Annotated in this window: 16 protein-coding genes and 1 pseudogene; 4 read left to right on the top strand and 13 right to left on the bottom strand. The window is 57.5% G+C overall.

The features are described 5' to 3' along the window. The 9 genes from AC30D9_RS02265 to AC30D9_RS02305 all read right to left on the bottom strand — a co-directional run bounded on the left by AC30D9_RS02265 (position 1) and on the right by AC30D9_RS02305 (position 5,394). On the bottom strand, positions 1-426 hold the full coding sequence (locus tag AC30D9_RS02265; RefSeq protein WP_490143324.1) for a type III secretion protein: 426 nt from the start codon (positions 424-426) through the stop codon (positions 1-3). Beyond that, on the bottom strand, positions 413-637 hold the full coding sequence (locus AC30D9_RS02270; RefSeq protein ID WP_490143325.1) for a type III secretion protein: 225 nt from the start codon (positions 635-637) through the stop codon (positions 413-415). Before AC30D9_RS02270 ends, AC30D9_RS02265 begins: the two co-directional genes overlap by 14 nt. Positions 638-739: 102 nt before the next feature. Then, positions 740-1,318, bottom strand: a complete 579-nt coding sequence (locus tag AC30D9_RS02275; protein ID WP_307572109.1) for an HrpE/YscL family type III secretion apparatus protein — start codon at positions 1,316-1,318, stop codon at positions 740-742. A 25-nt stretch (positions 1,319-1,343) separates the two neighbouring features. After that, positions 1,344-1,817: a type III secretion protein gene (locus AC30D9_RS02280; RefSeq protein WP_490143326.1), complete on the bottom strand. Its 474-nt coding sequence runs from the start codon at positions 1,815-1,817 to the stop codon at positions 1,344-1,346. Positions 1,818-1,861: 44 nt separating this feature from the next. Beyond that, complete coding sequence (gene sctJ, locus AC30D9_RS02285; protein ID WP_490143327.1) at positions 1,862-2,665, bottom strand: type III secretion system inner membrane ring lipoprotein SctJ; 804 nt, start codon at positions 2,663-2,665, stop codon at positions 1,862-1,864. Between the two features lie 7 nt (positions 2,666-2,672). Then, a complete protein-coding gene (gene sctI, locus AC30D9_RS02290) occupies positions 2,673-3,029 on the bottom strand; it encodes a type III secretion system inner rod subunit SctI (RefSeq protein ID WP_307572106.1) in 357 nt (118 codons plus the stop codon). A gap of 53 nt (positions 3,030-3,082) precedes the next feature. Then, complete coding sequence (locus tag AC30D9_RS02295) at positions 3,083-3,964, bottom strand: hypothetical protein (protein WP_307572105.1); 882 nt, start codon at positions 3,962-3,964, stop codon at positions 3,083-3,085. A 58-nt stretch (positions 3,965-4,022) separates the two neighbouring features. After that, positions 4,023-4,385 carry a type III secretion system major pilin HrpA gene (locus tag AC30D9_RS02300; RefSeq protein ID WP_307572104.1) on the bottom strand — a complete coding sequence of 121 codons (363 nt, stop codon included), beginning with the start codon at positions 4,383-4,385 and terminating at the stop codon, positions 4,023-4,025. Positions 4,386-4,416: 31 nt separating this feature from the next. Continuing rightward, a complete protein-coding gene (locus AC30D9_RS02305; protein WP_307572430.1) occupies positions 4,417-5,394 on the bottom strand; it encodes a sigma 54-interacting transcriptional regulator in 978 nt (325 codons plus the stop codon). Between the two features lie 592 nt (positions 5,395-5,986). Here AC30D9_RS02305 and AC30D9_RS02310 point away from each other — a divergent pair. Together AC30D9_RS02310 and AC30D9_RS02315 are read left to right on the top strand one after the other, a co-directional pair. Continuing rightward, positions 5,987-6,430: a CesT family type III secretion system chaperone gene (locus AC30D9_RS02310; protein ID WP_490143328.1), complete on the top strand. Its 444-nt coding sequence runs from the start codon at positions 5,987-5,989 to the stop codon at positions 6,428-6,430. Between the two features lie 182 nt (positions 6,431-6,612). Then, positions 6,613-8,481: a hypothetical protein gene (locus AC30D9_RS02315; RefSeq protein ID WP_490143329.1), complete on the top strand. Its 1,869-nt coding sequence runs from the start codon at positions 6,613-6,615 to the stop codon at positions 8,479-8,481. Between the two features lie 252 nt (positions 8,482-8,733). Here the strand turns inward: AC30D9_RS02315 and AC30D9_RS02320 are convergent, their stop codons facing one another. From AC30D9_RS02320 to AC30D9_RS02335, 4 genes and pseudogenes are all read right to left on the bottom strand, one after another. Further along, positions 8,734-9,198: a transketolase gene (locus tag AC30D9_RS02320; protein ID WP_134924517.1), complete on the bottom strand. Its 465-nt coding sequence runs from the start codon at positions 9,196-9,198 to the stop codon at positions 8,734-8,736. A gap of 141 nt (positions 9,199-9,339) precedes the next feature. Then, positions 9,340-9,456, bottom strand: a pseudogene (locus tag AC30D9_RS02325) (1-aminocyclopropane-1-carboxylate deaminase); the annotation flags it as partial. A 31-nt stretch (positions 9,457-9,487) separates the two neighbouring features. Then, positions 9,488-10,000, bottom strand: coding sequence for a LuxR C-terminal-related transcriptional regulator (locus tag AC30D9_RS02330; RefSeq protein ID WP_490143330.1), 513 nt, complete (start codon positions 9,998-10,000; stop codon positions 9,488-9,490). 389 nt (positions 10,001-10,389) lie between these two features. After that, positions 10,390-11,823, bottom strand: a complete 1,434-nt coding sequence (locus AC30D9_RS02335; protein WP_490143331.1) for an HD domain-containing phosphohydrolase — start codon at positions 11,821-11,823, stop codon at positions 10,390-10,392. Positions 11,824-11,937: 114 nt separating this feature from the next. On the opposite strand from AC30D9_RS02335, the gene AC30D9_RS02340 reads away from it, so the two are divergent. Beyond that, entirely contained in the window at positions 11,938-12,699 is a 762-nt protein-coding gene (locus AC30D9_RS02340; RefSeq protein WP_134924521.1) for an alpha/beta hydrolase, read from the top strand. 372 nt (positions 12,700-13,071) lie between these two features. Beyond that, positions 13,072-14,631 carry a GMC family oxidoreductase gene (locus AC30D9_RS02345; RefSeq protein WP_490143332.1) on the top strand — a complete coding sequence of 520 codons (1,560 nt, stop codon included), beginning with the start codon at positions 13,072-13,074 and terminating at the stop codon, positions 14,629-14,631. The last annotated feature ends 36 nt before the right edge of the window (positions 14,632-14,667 follow it).

Here is a 14,667-nt window from a genome sequence, read left to right on the forward strand (position 1 = left end):
TCACACTCCAGTGTGCCAATTAGTTGCTAGAAGGGACTCGGCCGAAAGCGAGTCAAATAAGGTTTTATGCATCAGGCTAAGCATGGCTGCGCGCTGATTGGCCAAGGTCTGTAACACCCCCAGCAAGGCCTCGACCGAACTCGGCGGGGCCATCCAGTGCACCAGCACCAGACACTGGCTTTGCGGGTCGGTACCCAACGCTCCCGGACAACGGCATGCGACGCTGGCGCCGCCCTGCCCCAGGATGCCCATCAATCGATCAGGAGCGCTGGCGTCAAATGGATCCAGCACGTCGATGCTGCAGCGGATACCCCCTTCTACCCAGGCAAGCTGCAGATTCGCATCGTCAACCCAGCAGTCCAGATGGGCGACCGAAGGCTCATCGAGCCATAGGTTCAGTCGCGCGCGGAAATCACTGAATTCCATCGATGATCGCTTTGGTCATGCCGTGATGAGCGCGCATGCCCTCGCCCATGACAACGGTCGCGGTGGCCACGGATTGGCTCGCTTGAGCGAAGGCTCTGATGTCTTCAATGTTGCCGGTATCAGCAGCAGCCAGCGCTGCCTCATTCGCCTTTTCATGGGCATTGGAGAAGTTTTTCTCCAACTGACTTTGGATGGATTTAAAGTTGATCATGTAGGCATCTCCTTGGGAATTTACGCAATATGAGTGGCGGCGCCGCTCTTGCTGGTTCCAAAAGAATGGGCGACTTTGAAAGATGATGGGATTGCCGAAACGTTATATTGCGGTGGCCTGAAATGAGCGCTGTAAGCTGATCCAATCAACCTCGTATTCGCCGGCGTCGGCGCTCAGGCGAATGGACTGGACCGGCATTGTGATGTCTTCTCTCAACTGCCACAGACGCGAATTATTGTTGGCTTCAAGCCAAGCCTGCACTTCGTCAGAGAGCTCGGGATGGCACTTCAAAGTGGCGCTACCCGCCGCGTTCGCCTGGCTAGCCGCCAGATGTTCCAGCAGAATCCTGATACGCTCCCTGGGAGGGCATTCATCGAACAGTCGGCCGATGACGACATTCAATAAATCCCGGCACACCTCGACCACATTGCTCCTGCATTGTTGGCGCTCTGCCTCCAGCGCCTCCAACAAACTACTGGCTTGGTCCCAGAACTGAGCCAGCGCTCGATCCAGATAGTCCTGCCGCAGGTTTTCTGCCTCCAGCAGCAATGCATCCGCTTCGGCTCGTGCTCGCGAGATCACATCGACAGCTGCACGGTAGTCAGCGAACTGTTCGTGACGGACGATCAACGTGCTTCCCAGCTCGGGATCGCCCAAGGACAAATTTCGTCGGATCAACATTTTTGTCGTTCAACCTGCATATCTGTCATGCCCGAATCCTCCACAGCACAGACCGCCACAGCGCATCGAGTTTGCGAGCGGGAACGTTAAAAGCAGGCTCTAGTGCCTCCTCGGGTGCCCACAACAGCCGCAGGCGAGACCAGCACCGCTCGCCCAGCCAGCCGGCCAGCATTGCGCGGGGGTCAGTGACGCCATCAATCAACCAGAGCCCAGGCCGTAGCGCCTTGGCTATACCACGACACCAAGACCACTGCTCATCGGACAATTGATCATTTGGCGCGGCAAAACAGATTGCGCGCACCAGCGCCAAAGCGTGCAAACGTTGCTCTTCTGTCAGCGACAGCCATTCGATAACGTTGGGCTCTGGCTCGGGCGGCGCAGAGGGAACGATGCCTAGCAAGGTCAGCAAGGCGTCGTGTCGGCTGCGCCGGACGCCAATGCAAACATCAAAATCAATCCCCCTCTGCTCCCATACGCTGGACTTCCAGCTTGGGTGCATCCAGCGCCACGTACAGCACCACCACCCGACCCACTCCTCATCGGTCATAGCTGTGCGGGCAAACCGGTTGGCCGACGCCTGGCGCGCAAGCGGGCAAACAATGCCTGGCGCCAGTCCGGACGCATCATCAGGACCGCGCCCCCCGCCACAGACACCAGGCACAGCGGCAAGGCGATCACCATTACCCACCAGAAGGCGGCATCTTCGCTATCAATGAGAAACGGTCCGAATGGCACAAGATGTTCCGGGTCCTGAAACTCCACCGATGGCACGAATACAATCGAAAATTTCTTTGTGGCACTGCTCTCCTGACTCATCCCCGGGATACTGCTGGCAACCATCTGTTGGATACGCCCACGGACACTGTCCGGATCCAGCGCCGACGCCGCGTATTTGATAAATACCGACGCGGATGCCGGCTGAACGGGTTCTCCCGGCGCGATGCGCTCTGGCAAGACGACATGCACGCGAGCCACGATGACGCCATCGATCTGGGACAGCGTGGATTCCAACTCTTGTGACAACGCATAGATGTAGCGGGCGCGTTCTTCCAGGGGTGTGGAGATGACCCCTTCTTTCTTGAATATTTCACCGAGACTGGTCCGTGTCTGATGAGGCAGACCTGCAGCATCCAGCACCCTCACCGCACGGTTCACATCACCATTGGCGACGATTACGGTGACGCCTGCTTTTTCCATCTGCTTACGGGCTGCTATGTGTTCCTGGGCCAACTTGGCGATCACCGAATTGGAATGCTGCTCGGTCATGCCGCTGAACAATACGGTGTCGTCGCTGCATCCGGCGAGCGCCAGAAAAGCCAGGACCGTTAATAAGCCGGGTACTTTCACGAAGAACCTATTGCAGATTGGTCAGTTTATCGAGCACTTGTGCGCCTTTACTCACGACCTTGGTGGTGAGCGCCGTTTGCAATGAATACTGGGAAAGGGTTCCACTCATTTTCAATATATCCATCGGATCCGTTGAAACGGATGCGGACTTCATCGCGCGCTCAGCCTGATGCGACAGTTCGGCTTGGCCAGTGAGGCGATCCGAAATCGCGCTAATCAGGCTACTTGCCAGGCCAGCGGGTTCGTGATTGTCGCGCATGGCACTGTCAAACAGATCGACATCAGCCTGAGCGGGAGCGGAGACCATCTCCAGCTCATGATCAGGTACGGCGCCCCTGAACGAATTGACGTTGGAAATGGTCACCTGACTTTCTCCTGTAGAACGTAGACGATGGGATAAAACTGGCGTTGCAGGGCTTAAGTTACGCTCGCGCGCATCACATCAAGGACGTTTTGAGCAGCCTGAGAAGCTGAATGCGCGCCTTGACTCATCTGAAGACCAGGTTGCGTGCCGGAAGCAATTCCCAAGCCCAACTGCAATCCTTGTTGGAAGACATTCATACCCTCGTCGGTGTTTAGCATCTGGCGCAATTGCTCCAATTCACTCATGCCCCCACCCGATGGCGCAGGGCTGCTCCCTAAACCACCCTGCCCGCCGCTCATCATGCCGTCATTCTCCGAGGCTCTATTCGCTCCGCCCCCCATCTGCTGAGAGATCTGTTCGAGCGCCTGCTTGAATGGACCGGTTTCACGCGGGGAGAGATAATTGTCCTCATCCAGCTCCTTACTCCATGAGCCAGAATCGGGCGCTCCGAAAGTGGCCTTGTTTTTATCCATATAGTCAGCTACTTGCTGAAGCAACGGTTTGTCAGCCTTGGAAAACGTCGTGCCATCGCCCTTGGGCTGCAGTGCGTTATTCAGTGCGGATTGGCTCAACCCACTCATAACCTGGCCCATGAGTTCCTTACTGTCGCGGCTTCCAGCATTGGCGACAAAGTTACTACCCATCTTGTCTTTAACAATGTCCATCAGGGCATTTTTCAGGGTCTCTTGAGGGTTCTCTGCCAACCCCATTGCACTCTTCCCCTTATTTTCGGAAAGTTTTTCCTGCACCATCTTTCCCAGGGGACTATTAAGATCCACTTTCCCGCCTGGCATCATGGAGTTGGCTAACTCCGTAATGACGCCTGTCAAGGAAGGCGAGGCGTTGGATGAACCGGTATTCTTAGACGGAGAAACACCAGGAGCACCCAATCCGCCTAAAGCGGGGGCTGCCAAGCCTATAATAGAATTCAGCATTTTTAGACTCTCATTAATATTAAGCCCTTACCCGCTAGACGCGGTCGGGCGGAGGCTCTTAATAGCTAATGCCTTTCATCGTCTGAGCAACGTTGGAAATAGATTTGTTCGCCGTATCGGCTTGAGCGCCAGCGATAGAAGCCAAGGTATTCTGCATCAAGTTCTGCTCAGCCGCTTTGTTTTGCAGCGCAATCATTTGAGCCTGTTTTTTGTCCATACTTTCCATCGCTGCCAGTTGTGCAGACGCGGCGTCCCCCCCTCCAGACATATTCGTCGCCTGAGACTGCTGCGCGGCGTTGCCTTTAACGTTATTGGCCTCTTGTTTACCGCCCTGAAATGCATTGATACCCGCGTTTGCCGCACTACCGATGGTATTAGTAATGTTGGCAAAGGGGTTATTAGCCGAGATTTTTCCGCCCATGGTAAAGACTCCTCATACGCTAGCGAAATTGCTAGGTAATAATGGGTGGAAAGTTCTCCAAATCAGGTTCCAGATTTTTTTCAAGTGCAGAGCCCTTGCCAAATACGTCTAGCGACTTGATGCGGTGATAGAGCGTTCGACGTGGGATGCCCAATTCCACGCTTACTGCATCAATCGAATGCCCGTGGCGCTTGAGGGCTTCCTGAATAAGAACACGTTCGATGGCCCGCATTTGCGCCTTGAGCGTCCGCCCCTCGCGCTCCGAGCCTGAGCTTAGGGTTAACGACGGCAACCCCAAAACAAATCGCTTGGCCGCCGATTTCAATTCGCGAATATTGCCTGGCCAGGGATGACTCAGGAGCGCCTGCATTAGTTCCGGCGATATTGTTTTAGGCGCACACCCCAGATCCTGCGCAGCCGCGGCTACGAACTGGGAAAATAGCGGAACAATGTCATCGCGCCGATCGCGTAGCGCTGGCAACTGAATCGTCAACACGTTGAGCCGAAAATACAGATCCCGCCTGAACTCCCCCCGGTCCACCAACTCAGCCAACGACCGCTGAGCGGATGCGATCACGCAAATATCCAGCGCAATGACCGTGGTAGAGCCCAAGCGTTCAATCGCTCGCACCTCAAGGACACGCAGCAACTTGGCCTGCAAACTGAGCGGCATGCTGTCGATTTCATCGAGGTACAGAGTTCCGCCCTGCGCGGCCTCGATGTAGCCCTTGCGCGAACGGTTGGCGCCCGTGAACGCACCGTTGACCACACCAAACAACTCACTTTCGGCCAATGACTCCGGTATTGCCGCGCAATTCATCGCGACAAAGGCCCCCTTGCGCCCCGACATTGAATGAATACGCTGGGCCAGGGTGTCCTTGCCGGTACCGGTCTCCCCCGTGAGCAGCAAATCGACGCCAAGCAGCGAAGTACTTTGGGCGATGACCTTGATATCAGGTGCTTCGGCAATGTTGTCAGGTCCGCAGTAAAAGTAATCGCACACACTCATAAATACTCCGTGATCGGCCATACTTCGCCTCCCCGCTGCAAGCACGAGGCGAAGCATGACCATAAGCTGCGCGATCATTAGTTATGATCGCAGGTCGGACAGACCCGTTACACCAAGCCTGGCGGCTGCACGCGCACTGCGCTTACAGTCTATTTATTGATCAAATGCCACGGCAGATCCAAAAGTGCGTGTGTGACGCGCGCTGCGATCAGTTATTCCATCGAGCGTAGGTGATATTTTTCGAAACAATTTGAATAGCAACTTGGCACTATCGTACCGACCAGTTTCTCTGGTCGCTGTCAGTGCTTCTTCTTGAAAGCCATTCAACAACTGGTGCTTTAGGGCGGCAGAGAATACCGCTCGCCCAAACCCTGTCAATCGCCGACGCTCATTTAATGGGATTACTTCACAGTTTGGATACAACGGGGTTTGACCGGAGCCCTCGAGAAAGTTCGATAAACATTTTACGTTTGACGTTATTCTCGAAAAAAACATGGAACCTGGTCGATGGCATGCACCACTCAGTACTTGAGACAGCTCGACGCAAAAAAATAACAACTGTTTCACCTTCAAACAGCTCAGAGAATAAAAAATGAGTAATGAGCGCTACCATCGTTTGGTTACAGATATCTGTCAGCTTTCGCAGATCCCTGTGGCTGCGATTGATCTAGATCTGGTTCAGCTAAACGTGAAAGGCATTGCCTTCAGTTTTGCCAACTTAGCCGATACCGTCATGATTCACGCAGACTTCGGCCCGTTACCGGATCGACGCAGAGATGCCATCCTACTTCAGCTTATGAACGTCAATTTTCATTTATTCAACGGAGACCGTCCCTGTTGCTTTTCACACAACGACGACACGGGCCAAGTACAGTTCAGTTGCACAGTCGAGTTGACCCAGATCGGTGCACCACAGTTCGTGCAGTTGCTGGGGCATATCGCTGAGTATGCGCAATCATGGCAGCACAACTACTTTCTCGCTGAAGGCGCAAAACGCGCGCCTTCAGCGCGCACGAATCTGGGGGATTTATGCTAGGCCCGACGCTACCCGCAGGAAATTTTTTTCCCTTCACCCCAACACAATCACCGTCCACACCGCGGACAGATATCGCATTGACGCCCATGCGCCCTCGCGCGCCCGTCAACAACCCAGCTCCCCAAGCTCATCAGTCGCCACAACCAGGACAGCCCTCCCCCGCGCTAGCCAGGGAGGCCGCGTTGTTGGCACCCCAACTGGGGCGGTCCGGCTTTGACACCGCGATAGCCAAGCAGCGTATGGTTCTGGAAGGTAAATATCTGCAGGAACACCCCAGTACTCCCTACGCCGACATAAGTGACAAGCTATTTGCGAAAGCCAATGGAAAAGCGCCCGAATCCATGACCGGACGCTTGCTGGACGACGCCAAGCAAGCGCAACAGACACTGATCCACGAGTTGGAAAAACTGACTGAGGATCCACAAAATCCACCGGACCTGGAGGCTTACCACAAGGTGCTGACAGAGGCAGTGCGCGCGCAAACTGATTTGCTTGGCGCACACGTCGCTCTCTACGAACAGGCATTGACCGATCCACAGCTGTCGGCTGCCGACCGACAGCACATAGAACGTAGCGAAAACGCCTTCGCGCTTCATGCCCAACAGACCGTGAACCAGATACCAGACGCGTTGAAAACGGCCTTGACCAAAGCGAACGCAACGGTCAGCGCGCTGAAGCAATTGAAGCAACCGTCAGAGGACTGGGAACATATCAGCACGATGCTCAGTGACTTGGTCGAGCACACCTCAGTCGATGGCGAATTCAAAGATGCGCTGGATAACGCCAAACTTCCCGCCGAGCTTCAGAAGCTCCATCAGCACAACGACGGCTGGGTAGCGACTGCCAAGGCCGCCGCCGCAGGCGCCGTGCCACAAATGCTCGCGTCGGGCCTGGCGTTCGGCTTCGCGCGCGCGGTCGTAGAGTCTGCGGTCCCCGACCTGAAGGCCCAGGCATTCGCTACCGCGCCCGTGATGGCGGCGGCACATGAAGTAGGCACCAACCTGCTCAAGCCCATGAGTCAGGAGATGATGGGGGGGTGGGCGCTTAAACCGGTGAAAGCGTCAGAGGTCATTCCAAACCCGAATCCCCGGGCTATTGTCGATGGCGAGCTCAAGCCCCTGACCGCAGAGCAAAAAGACGCCGCCATGCAGGAGGTTGATGAACTGCGCGGTCGCCATCTCAACGCCCAGCAAGCCAACAAGAATGGAACCGGCATTGGCGAGGCTGAAGCCTTCGGCGCGTTTGGCCTGGCACAAGGTATTCGCAAAGGCATAGGGCTAGCCAAGCCGCATATCCCAGTAGAGCAGTTTGGTTCCCGCACGCTGGCCTCCATGGCGGGTGGCTTGATCATGGGCGGCGTACAATCGGGCGCGCAGCTGCGCAGCACCGTTCCTGATCGACGCGGACGTGAATTGCCGACCCACACCTTTAAGGACGTCGACAAACCTTTGGCGAATCGCCTGGCAAAAGCGGCTTCGGACGCGGTGTTGGCCAGCGATCCGAGCAATCCTGAGGTTCGTCAAAGCCTGTTCAGTAAAACCTACGGCTCACTTGCCGGGTTGGGCAGCGCCATGGGCGTCAGCTCAGCGGCACGGGCCATTGGCTCAGACACGCCGGCGCAGCAGTTTGGCCAGGTGCTTTTGGCCGCATTGGGCTCGCCTGCTCTCCTTATTCCGGCCTATGCGAGCTTTCAGGCGGGCGCTGAAACCGAGGCTCGTCTGGCGGCGCTTGAAAAGGAGCGAAAAACGCAGGAGCTCCCTGGACCGGGCGCCCCCGCTCAAGTACCCACGTCCAACTTCCCACGCACACAAACGGCAATCCAGAACATCCGATCACCCGACCGAGCCGATTTACCGCACGGCTCCATGCCGGGAACCTGGGGCAGGGTTGCAGAAAATACCTACCATCGTGTCCGAGGGGGGTTGCAAGTAGCCTCCCAGATGCCGACTGAACTCACCGAGCTTGCCATCAAGCAAGTTGCCGCGCGCTTGGGTGAGGGTTCTGATGACGTGCCGGACCCACAACCACCAGGAGCTTTCCCGCAAAAGTGACGCGGCTCGATAGCCTCCGGATAACTGGACACTTCAACCGGCAGACACAGCACCCCAGCGCTGCCGGCTGAAGTTTGCTGACGCTCCCCTGCTCACACCTCCCACGGTGCCAGGCCGTCCACATCGATGGCGTACCGGGCAATCGCCTCGGCGCACACGTCCGACACCATCGTGTTGAAGGGCGAACGAGTTCATGAACAACTCCCGCGTGGTTCAGGAAGTGTTTCGAAGGTACAGCGACGACGTCCTACGCTAGAGCACGCATCGCTCTTGCAGCAGGCATCGGGCCAGAGTCCGAGCGGCCGACAGAATCCGCTCGACCTGTTGGTCCATTTCCACATGGGACAGCCCATCGAGGCTCAGCTCAAGGACTCGCAGCTTGTGACCACAGACCGATCCCAGCCAGGCGAGGCTTGGGATCGCGTCGACTTCGACATCCAACAAAAAACAATTTGGACACACAGGGCTTAGCAACTGTCTCGCCTGACCGCGAGAAGGCGTCCCCGACTGCGTCGGCTTCGCCCCTGACTGCAGCCAGTCGAGCATCAATTCCGCTGGACGCTGGACCGCCAGATACGCAACCTGGTCCCAATCGTCCAAGGCGACGTGCACCTGATCAATGATGTATTTGGGTAACGACGCACTGATGACAATAACCACCCCGACATCCGCCGAAGGCTCCTTGATCCAGGCTGCTGCTTGTGACATCACATCCATCGCGCCCACTCCCATTAATCTGCACCTATTTGCGCTGCCTGATCCCGGATAGCAAACCTGTCGCCAGGTTCGCCCTCTGATCTTTCGTGCGCCAATACTCTTTCAATCGTTGCGGAACAGGCGTGCCGCCGTCCTTGATACATCCATGGCCGTTTCCCAGCTTGGCCGGATACCGATATTAAAACCCGCGGGCATCCAGCCGCACATCGGCGCCCAGGATGCGTGACATTCAATATTATCCACACGGTCATACGACGCCAGGTGTCGTCGCCGCAGATTCCGCCCTGAATCAGATCAACCCCAGGCTCAGCGCTTTGAGCGTGGCAGCTGCGCGTGTGGTGCATTGCAGCTTGCGGAACATGTTTTCAACGTGAGTGCGCACCGTACTCGGACTGATTCCAAGCTGACGCGCCACTTCCTTGTTGCTGCGACCCTCACTGATGCAGCGCAATATTTGTGCTTCACGCTCGGAAAGCGCACTGCCGTTCGTTCTGGGTTGGGCCATGGCGCGAGTGTCATCGGCGCTCAAGTCGAGTTGCCGCGGTTGCTGGCTGCGCAATGCCTGCAAAGTCAACGTTGCAATTCGCAGTCGATAGCGAATCAGCCCTGAATCGCCTTCGAAGCCGCGAATATAGCCGCGGCCATCGAGCCGATCATAAGACTGGACCAATCCCTGAGCTGCCGAGGAATGTCCATCGGGCTGGCCGCAGGCACCGACGGTCCAATGAGGCACCCTGGCTTTCTTTGCAAAACCGTCGTCTGGAAGCGCCCCGGGAATGAGCCAGACATGATGAGCTGCCATGGAATGCCTCTCGGCATCGCTTGACAGGCAACTAAAACCGTTCAGGTCCATCATGCTCAGCTCCTGGTTATTTATTATTCATGCTCGGTCGACAGGTCTGCTGCTTCATCTTAAATAGATTTATCAGAAAGCGTGTTGCATCTTTTCAGTCAAATACGAAACAATATTTCTCGACTCATCAGATAAACTATTTTTATTTCAAATAAATTGATCTAAACACAATAAAATTAGGAACCCGCTTACTCAGGCATTTTTCCGACCACGCGCAAGCGCACCTGCCGAGACCGAAAATACGCTCAAGCAATTGAATCAAAAGATTAATTTCCCGATGTTTCAACATACTTCAGAGCGCGCTGCCGGCAGGAGATCTCAGCCAATGTTGCTCGGCCTCAAATCAACCCTAGCGTCAGGGCTTTGAGCGTCGCAGCCGCCCGAGTGGTGCATTGAAGCTTACGGAACACGCTTTCCACATGGGTGCGGACCGTACTCGGACTGATGCCCAACTGGCGCGCCACTTCCTTGTTGCTTCCCCCCGCGCTGATGCGCCGCAGGATTTCCGTTTCCCGCTCGGAAAGCAAGCCGCCGCTCGGCCTGCAGACCGCCATCGTCGCATCCCCGCGCGCCGCCGCGATGACTGCCTGACAGGCTCGAGGCTCAAAGCGTCCTTGGTCCGCCTCATCCAGCAACAGGCGGGTGGCGGCGTCCTGGCTGAAGGCCGGCCGCCAAGGTCGCTCGCTCAGCAACGCTTGCCAGGCCAGGGCCGCGGCGAGCAAACGATGTTCGCTTTGCAGCGCGTCAGCGTTGAGACTACGGAAGTAACCACTGCCATCCAGTCGCTCGTAGGCGTGAGCCGCTATCTGGCCCGACACTGTCAGCGCTGGTATCTGGCTACAGGCCCGCGACGTCCAGTAAGGCACCAGCCGCACCTGCTCAAGGTCACCGTCCAATAATGCACCCGGGGTATTCCAGACCCGATTGGGCACCGCTGCGCGGCCAAGGCCATGGACCAGCGCCGCTTGGCCGAGATGGTCTACCGATGCCTCTGATAGTCCGCAAAGTCTGGCGGCCTCTTGAACCAGTTCCGAAGAGCGTCGCGAATACCCAGACAGCCACGGCAGCTTGAGATCGATCACATCGCCGACCAGGGTCAACGGCACCGATGATGCGGCTTGCCGCGAAGCGGCAACCTGGGGCTCGCGCAGTTGTGCGAGCCAAGCTTCGGCGTGCTGCAGCATTTCGGCGGCGAGCGCGGCTGGATAGCGTCGATCGCTTTTGCTCGCGATCCACTGCAATGCCGCCTCAAGACCGTGCCTGCGGGAGAGGATCTCCAGATCGCCTGCCAGCAGCACCTGATAAACCACCTCCGGCACCTGCGGATGACGCAGGCCGGATGGTCTTCCCTCGCCGTCGTATTGCTCGAACACATGACGTAGCCCGTGTTCGACTTCGGTTCTCAAACCCAGTGTATGGGCGATATCGCCGGACACCTCGCAATGAATCTGTGCCAGCGGCGTGGACCTGCGCATCGCTCGCTGGCCCGCTGCACTGAGGGTATTCGTCAGCATCGCGTTGCGGCCCTCGACGTCATCGCCCAGCAGTTGGGTGAAACCCTGCGCATTGGCGGTGCACCCTGACCAGCGCAGCAAGGCCACCTGGCGTCCGATCTCGGTGTGCTCGCCAGCACCATTGCACGCCTGCGCGAACATCTGCACCAAGCGGGCGGTGCGGCGCGACTGATCGAACGGCTGGCCCATGCTCAGGTCGCCAACCATGGACAACGCCAGGATCGCGTCTTCCAATTCGATACAGTCACCTGCCGACATGTCGTTTCCTCCGAACATCCGATTGAACATGGTTGATGGCCTCGGATAAATGACCGATACCTCAGCCGCCGAGTATCGCTGAAACTGCGCTCACCCCCTACAGGAGATCGCATCATGTTCAAACCCAAGGCCCTTGCCCTCACACTCGCCATGAGCTGTTCTTTGTTCGGCGGCGTAGTACATGCCGCGACGCAGCAACCTTCGGTCGTCATCGTCCATGGCGCTTTCGCCGATGGCTCCGATTGGGGCAAGGTCGTCCCGCTGCTGCAGGCGGAAGGCATCAAGGTCACCGTGGTACAAAACCCGTTGACCTCGCTGGCTGACGATGTCGCCGCTACGCAGCGTGTGCTGAACAACCAGGAGAACGACGTCGTATTGGTCGGCCATTCCTGGGGCGGCACCGTCATCAGCGAGGCTGGCACCGACAAGAAAGTACGCAGCCTGGTGTATGTCGCCGCGTTCGCTCCGGATGCCGGTCAAGCCAGCAAGGACCTGGGCAAGGACTACCCTGCTCCGTCCGGCGTGAAAGACATTGCCGCCGACAAAAACGGTTTCTTGTACATGACCGCCGAGGGCATGGCCACTGGTTTTGCCCAGGATCTTTCCGCACAACAAACCGCGGTAATGGCGGCGACGCAAGGGCCGATCCGCGCCTCGGCATTCGATGACAAAACCAGCGTCGCCGCCTGGAAAGGCAAGCCATCCTGGTACGTCGTGGCCAAGGAAGACCGGATGATCCAGCCTGATCTGCAGCGGGCTTTCGCCAAGAAAATCGGTGCCAAGGTCACCGAAATCGACGCCAGCCACGTGCCGCAGCAATCGCGCCCGGCCGATGTTGCAAAAGTCATCATCCAGGCTGTCCAGAAGAGCCAGTAATCCCAGGCCCCTTCTGCGCTGAGGTCGAGGGAAGTGCGCTGCATCTGAATGGATCGCCACCGGTTTCAGAACTGGGTGGCCGGAAGCTTGGATACAACGCACCTCTCTCGCAACGCTCGTCGCATCTGACGAGATAGAGCTTCGCCTCCTGCTATCCAGCTGACGGCAGACATCCGTTGGAACCTTTTGCCCGCCTGCCGTCACTCATTGCCCGACAAACAAAACGGCAGTCGATTGCCCCCTCACCGCACCCGGCTTCACCCATCAATACCCTAGCGAGATTCACCGTATGTTCTCCCCAGCAATGATTTTGCCCCTTGATCGACGCTTGAATCTGGCGAGCGGTACCACACCGACCAAGGAACCTCGCTCATGCCTATGAATCCAGAGCTGAGAAAGCATCATTTCGATTTTATCGTCTGCGGGGCGGGAACCGCCGGCTCCGTCGTGGCCGGACGCCTGGCCGAGAATCCCGAGGTACAGGTGTTGCTCATCGAGGCAGGCGGCAGCGATGACCACCCCCACGTGCTGGAACCGGGGAACTGGCCACTGAACCTGGGTACCGAGCGCGACTGGAACTTCGTGGGCGCCGCGAACCCTCATCTCAACGACCGGAAAATCCCGCTGAATATGGGCCGCGGCTTGGGCGGTGGGTCCAGCGTCAATGTCATGTTGTGGGCCCGCGGCCACAAAAACGATTGGGAAGACTTCGCCGCACTCAGTGGCGACCCGGCGTGGAACTACGCCTCGGTCCTGAAAATTTATCAACGCGTGGAAGACTATCGAGGCACCTGCGATCCGGTGCGTCGCGGCAAGGGCGGACCGGTTCATGTCGCGCCTTTGCGAGACGCCCAGCCGATTGCCAACGCCATGATCAGCGCGGCTGCCGGCATGGGTATACCAGCTTTTGAAAATCCCAACGGCATCATGATGGAGGGCCGTGGAGGTGCAGCCTTGAACGATCTCATCGTCAAGGATGGCCGGCGTAATTCCATCTACCGCGCCTACGTCGCTCCACGCTGTGGCCAGCCCAACCTCACCGTGCTGACCGATACGCTTGTCAGCCGCGTGCTGTTCAGGGACCAACGCGCCATCGGCGTGCAAACCATAAAAGATGGGCAGATCGAATGCTTTTTCGCCGATCACGAAGTCATTCTTTCGTTGGGGGCGATCAACACGCCCAAGGTTCTGATGCAGTCTGGTGTGGGGCCGGAAGAGGAACTGCAGCGCCATGGTATTCCGCTCGTCCAGCATCTCCCCGGCGTTGGCGCCAATCATCAGGACCACGTGTCCTTTGCCGTTATTTTCGAATACGCGGCTCCACAACCGGTGGGTTACGGCGGCTCGGAGGCGACGCTCTACTGGAGCAGCGAAAGCGCCTTGCATCTTCCCGACATGTTCCACTGCCAAGTTGAATTTCCAGTGCCCAGCGCAGAGAACGCCTCACTTGGCGTTCCCGCACATGGCTGGACAATGTTCGCCGGCCTTGCCCACCCGGAAAGCCGCGGACGGGTCAAGCTCAGCGGCCCGAATGTGACCGATGCCCCTATCATCGAAGCCAACACGCTGTCGCATCCGACCGATCTGCGCAACGCGCTGGAAAACATCCGCTTTGTCCAGGAGCTGGGGACGCAGGCCTCCTTCAAGGGCTTGGTCAAAGGTGAAAGCCTGCCTGGAAAACTGACCACCCGATCGCTCGAACACTACGCGCGCAACGCGGCCGTGACTTACTGGCACCAATGCGGTACGGCAAAAATGGGCCAGGACGCGATGTCCGTGGTCGATGGTCAACTGCGCGTCTACGGCGTCCAGGGCCTGCGCATTGCCGATGCCTCCATCATGCCGCATGTCACCAGCGGCAATACGATGGCCCCGTGTGTCGTGATCGGCGAGCGGGCCGTAGAGGCTATACGGTCCACTTACGAGCTTTGAGTGTCAGCAGGCGCCGGTGACTCTGCTCGAGCCAGC

Source organism: Pseudomonas sp. DF11, assembly GCF_058148565.1.

Excerpts from the sequence above, each read along its gene's own strand:
- AC30D9_RS02345 (WP_490143332.1), top strand. The coding sequence starts at position 13,072 with ATGCCTATGAATCCAGAGCTGAGAAAGCATCATTTCGATTTTATCGTC.
- AC30D9_RS02305 (WP_307572430.1), bottom strand. The coding sequence starts at position 5,394 with ATGAGTGTGTGCGATTACTTTTACTGCGGACCTGACAACATTGCCGAA.
- AC30D9_RS02340 (WP_134924521.1), top strand. The coding sequence starts at position 11,938 with ATGTTCAAACCCAAGGCCCTTGCCCTCACACTCGCCATGAGCTGTTCT.
- AC30D9_RS02275 (WP_307572109.1), bottom strand. The coding sequence starts at position 1,318 with ATGTTGATCCGACGAAATTTGTCCTTGGGCGATCCCGAGCTGGGAAGC.
- AC30D9_RS02270 (WP_490143325.1), bottom strand. The coding sequence starts at position 637 with ATGATCAACTTTAAATCCATCCAAAGTCAGTTGGAGAAAAACTTCTCC.
- AC30D9_RS02265 (WP_490143324.1), bottom strand. The coding sequence starts at position 426 with ATGGAATTCAGTGATTTCCGCGCGCGACTGAACCTATGGCTCGATGAG.
- AC30D9_RS02330 (WP_490143330.1), bottom strand. The coding sequence starts at position 10,000 with ATGGCAGCTCATCATGTCTGGCTCATTCCCGGGGCGCTTCCAGACGAC.
- AC30D9_RS02280 (WP_490143326.1), bottom strand. The coding sequence starts at position 1,817 with ATGCACCCAAGCTGGAAGTCCAGCGTATGGGAGCAGAGGGGGATTGAT.
- AC30D9_RS02300 (WP_307572104.1), bottom strand. The coding sequence starts at position 4,385 with ATGGGCGGAAAAATCTCGGCTAATAACCCCTTTGCCAACATTACTAAT.
- AC30D9_RS02335 (WP_490143331.1), bottom strand. The coding sequence starts at position 11,823 with ATGTCGGCAGGTGACTGTATCGAATTGGAAGACGCGATCCTGGCGTTG.
- AC30D9_RS02295 (WP_307572105.1), bottom strand. The coding sequence starts at position 3,964 with ATGCTGAATTCTATTATAGGCTTGGCAGCCCCCGCTTTAGGCGGATTG.
- AC30D9_RS02310 (WP_490143328.1), top strand. The coding sequence starts at position 5,987 with ATGAGTAATGAGCGCTACCATCGTTTGGTTACAGATATCTGTCAGCTT.
- AC30D9_RS02320 (WP_134924517.1), bottom strand. The coding sequence starts at position 9,198 with ATGGATGTGATGTCACAAGCAGCAGCCTGGATCAAGGAGCCTTCGGCG.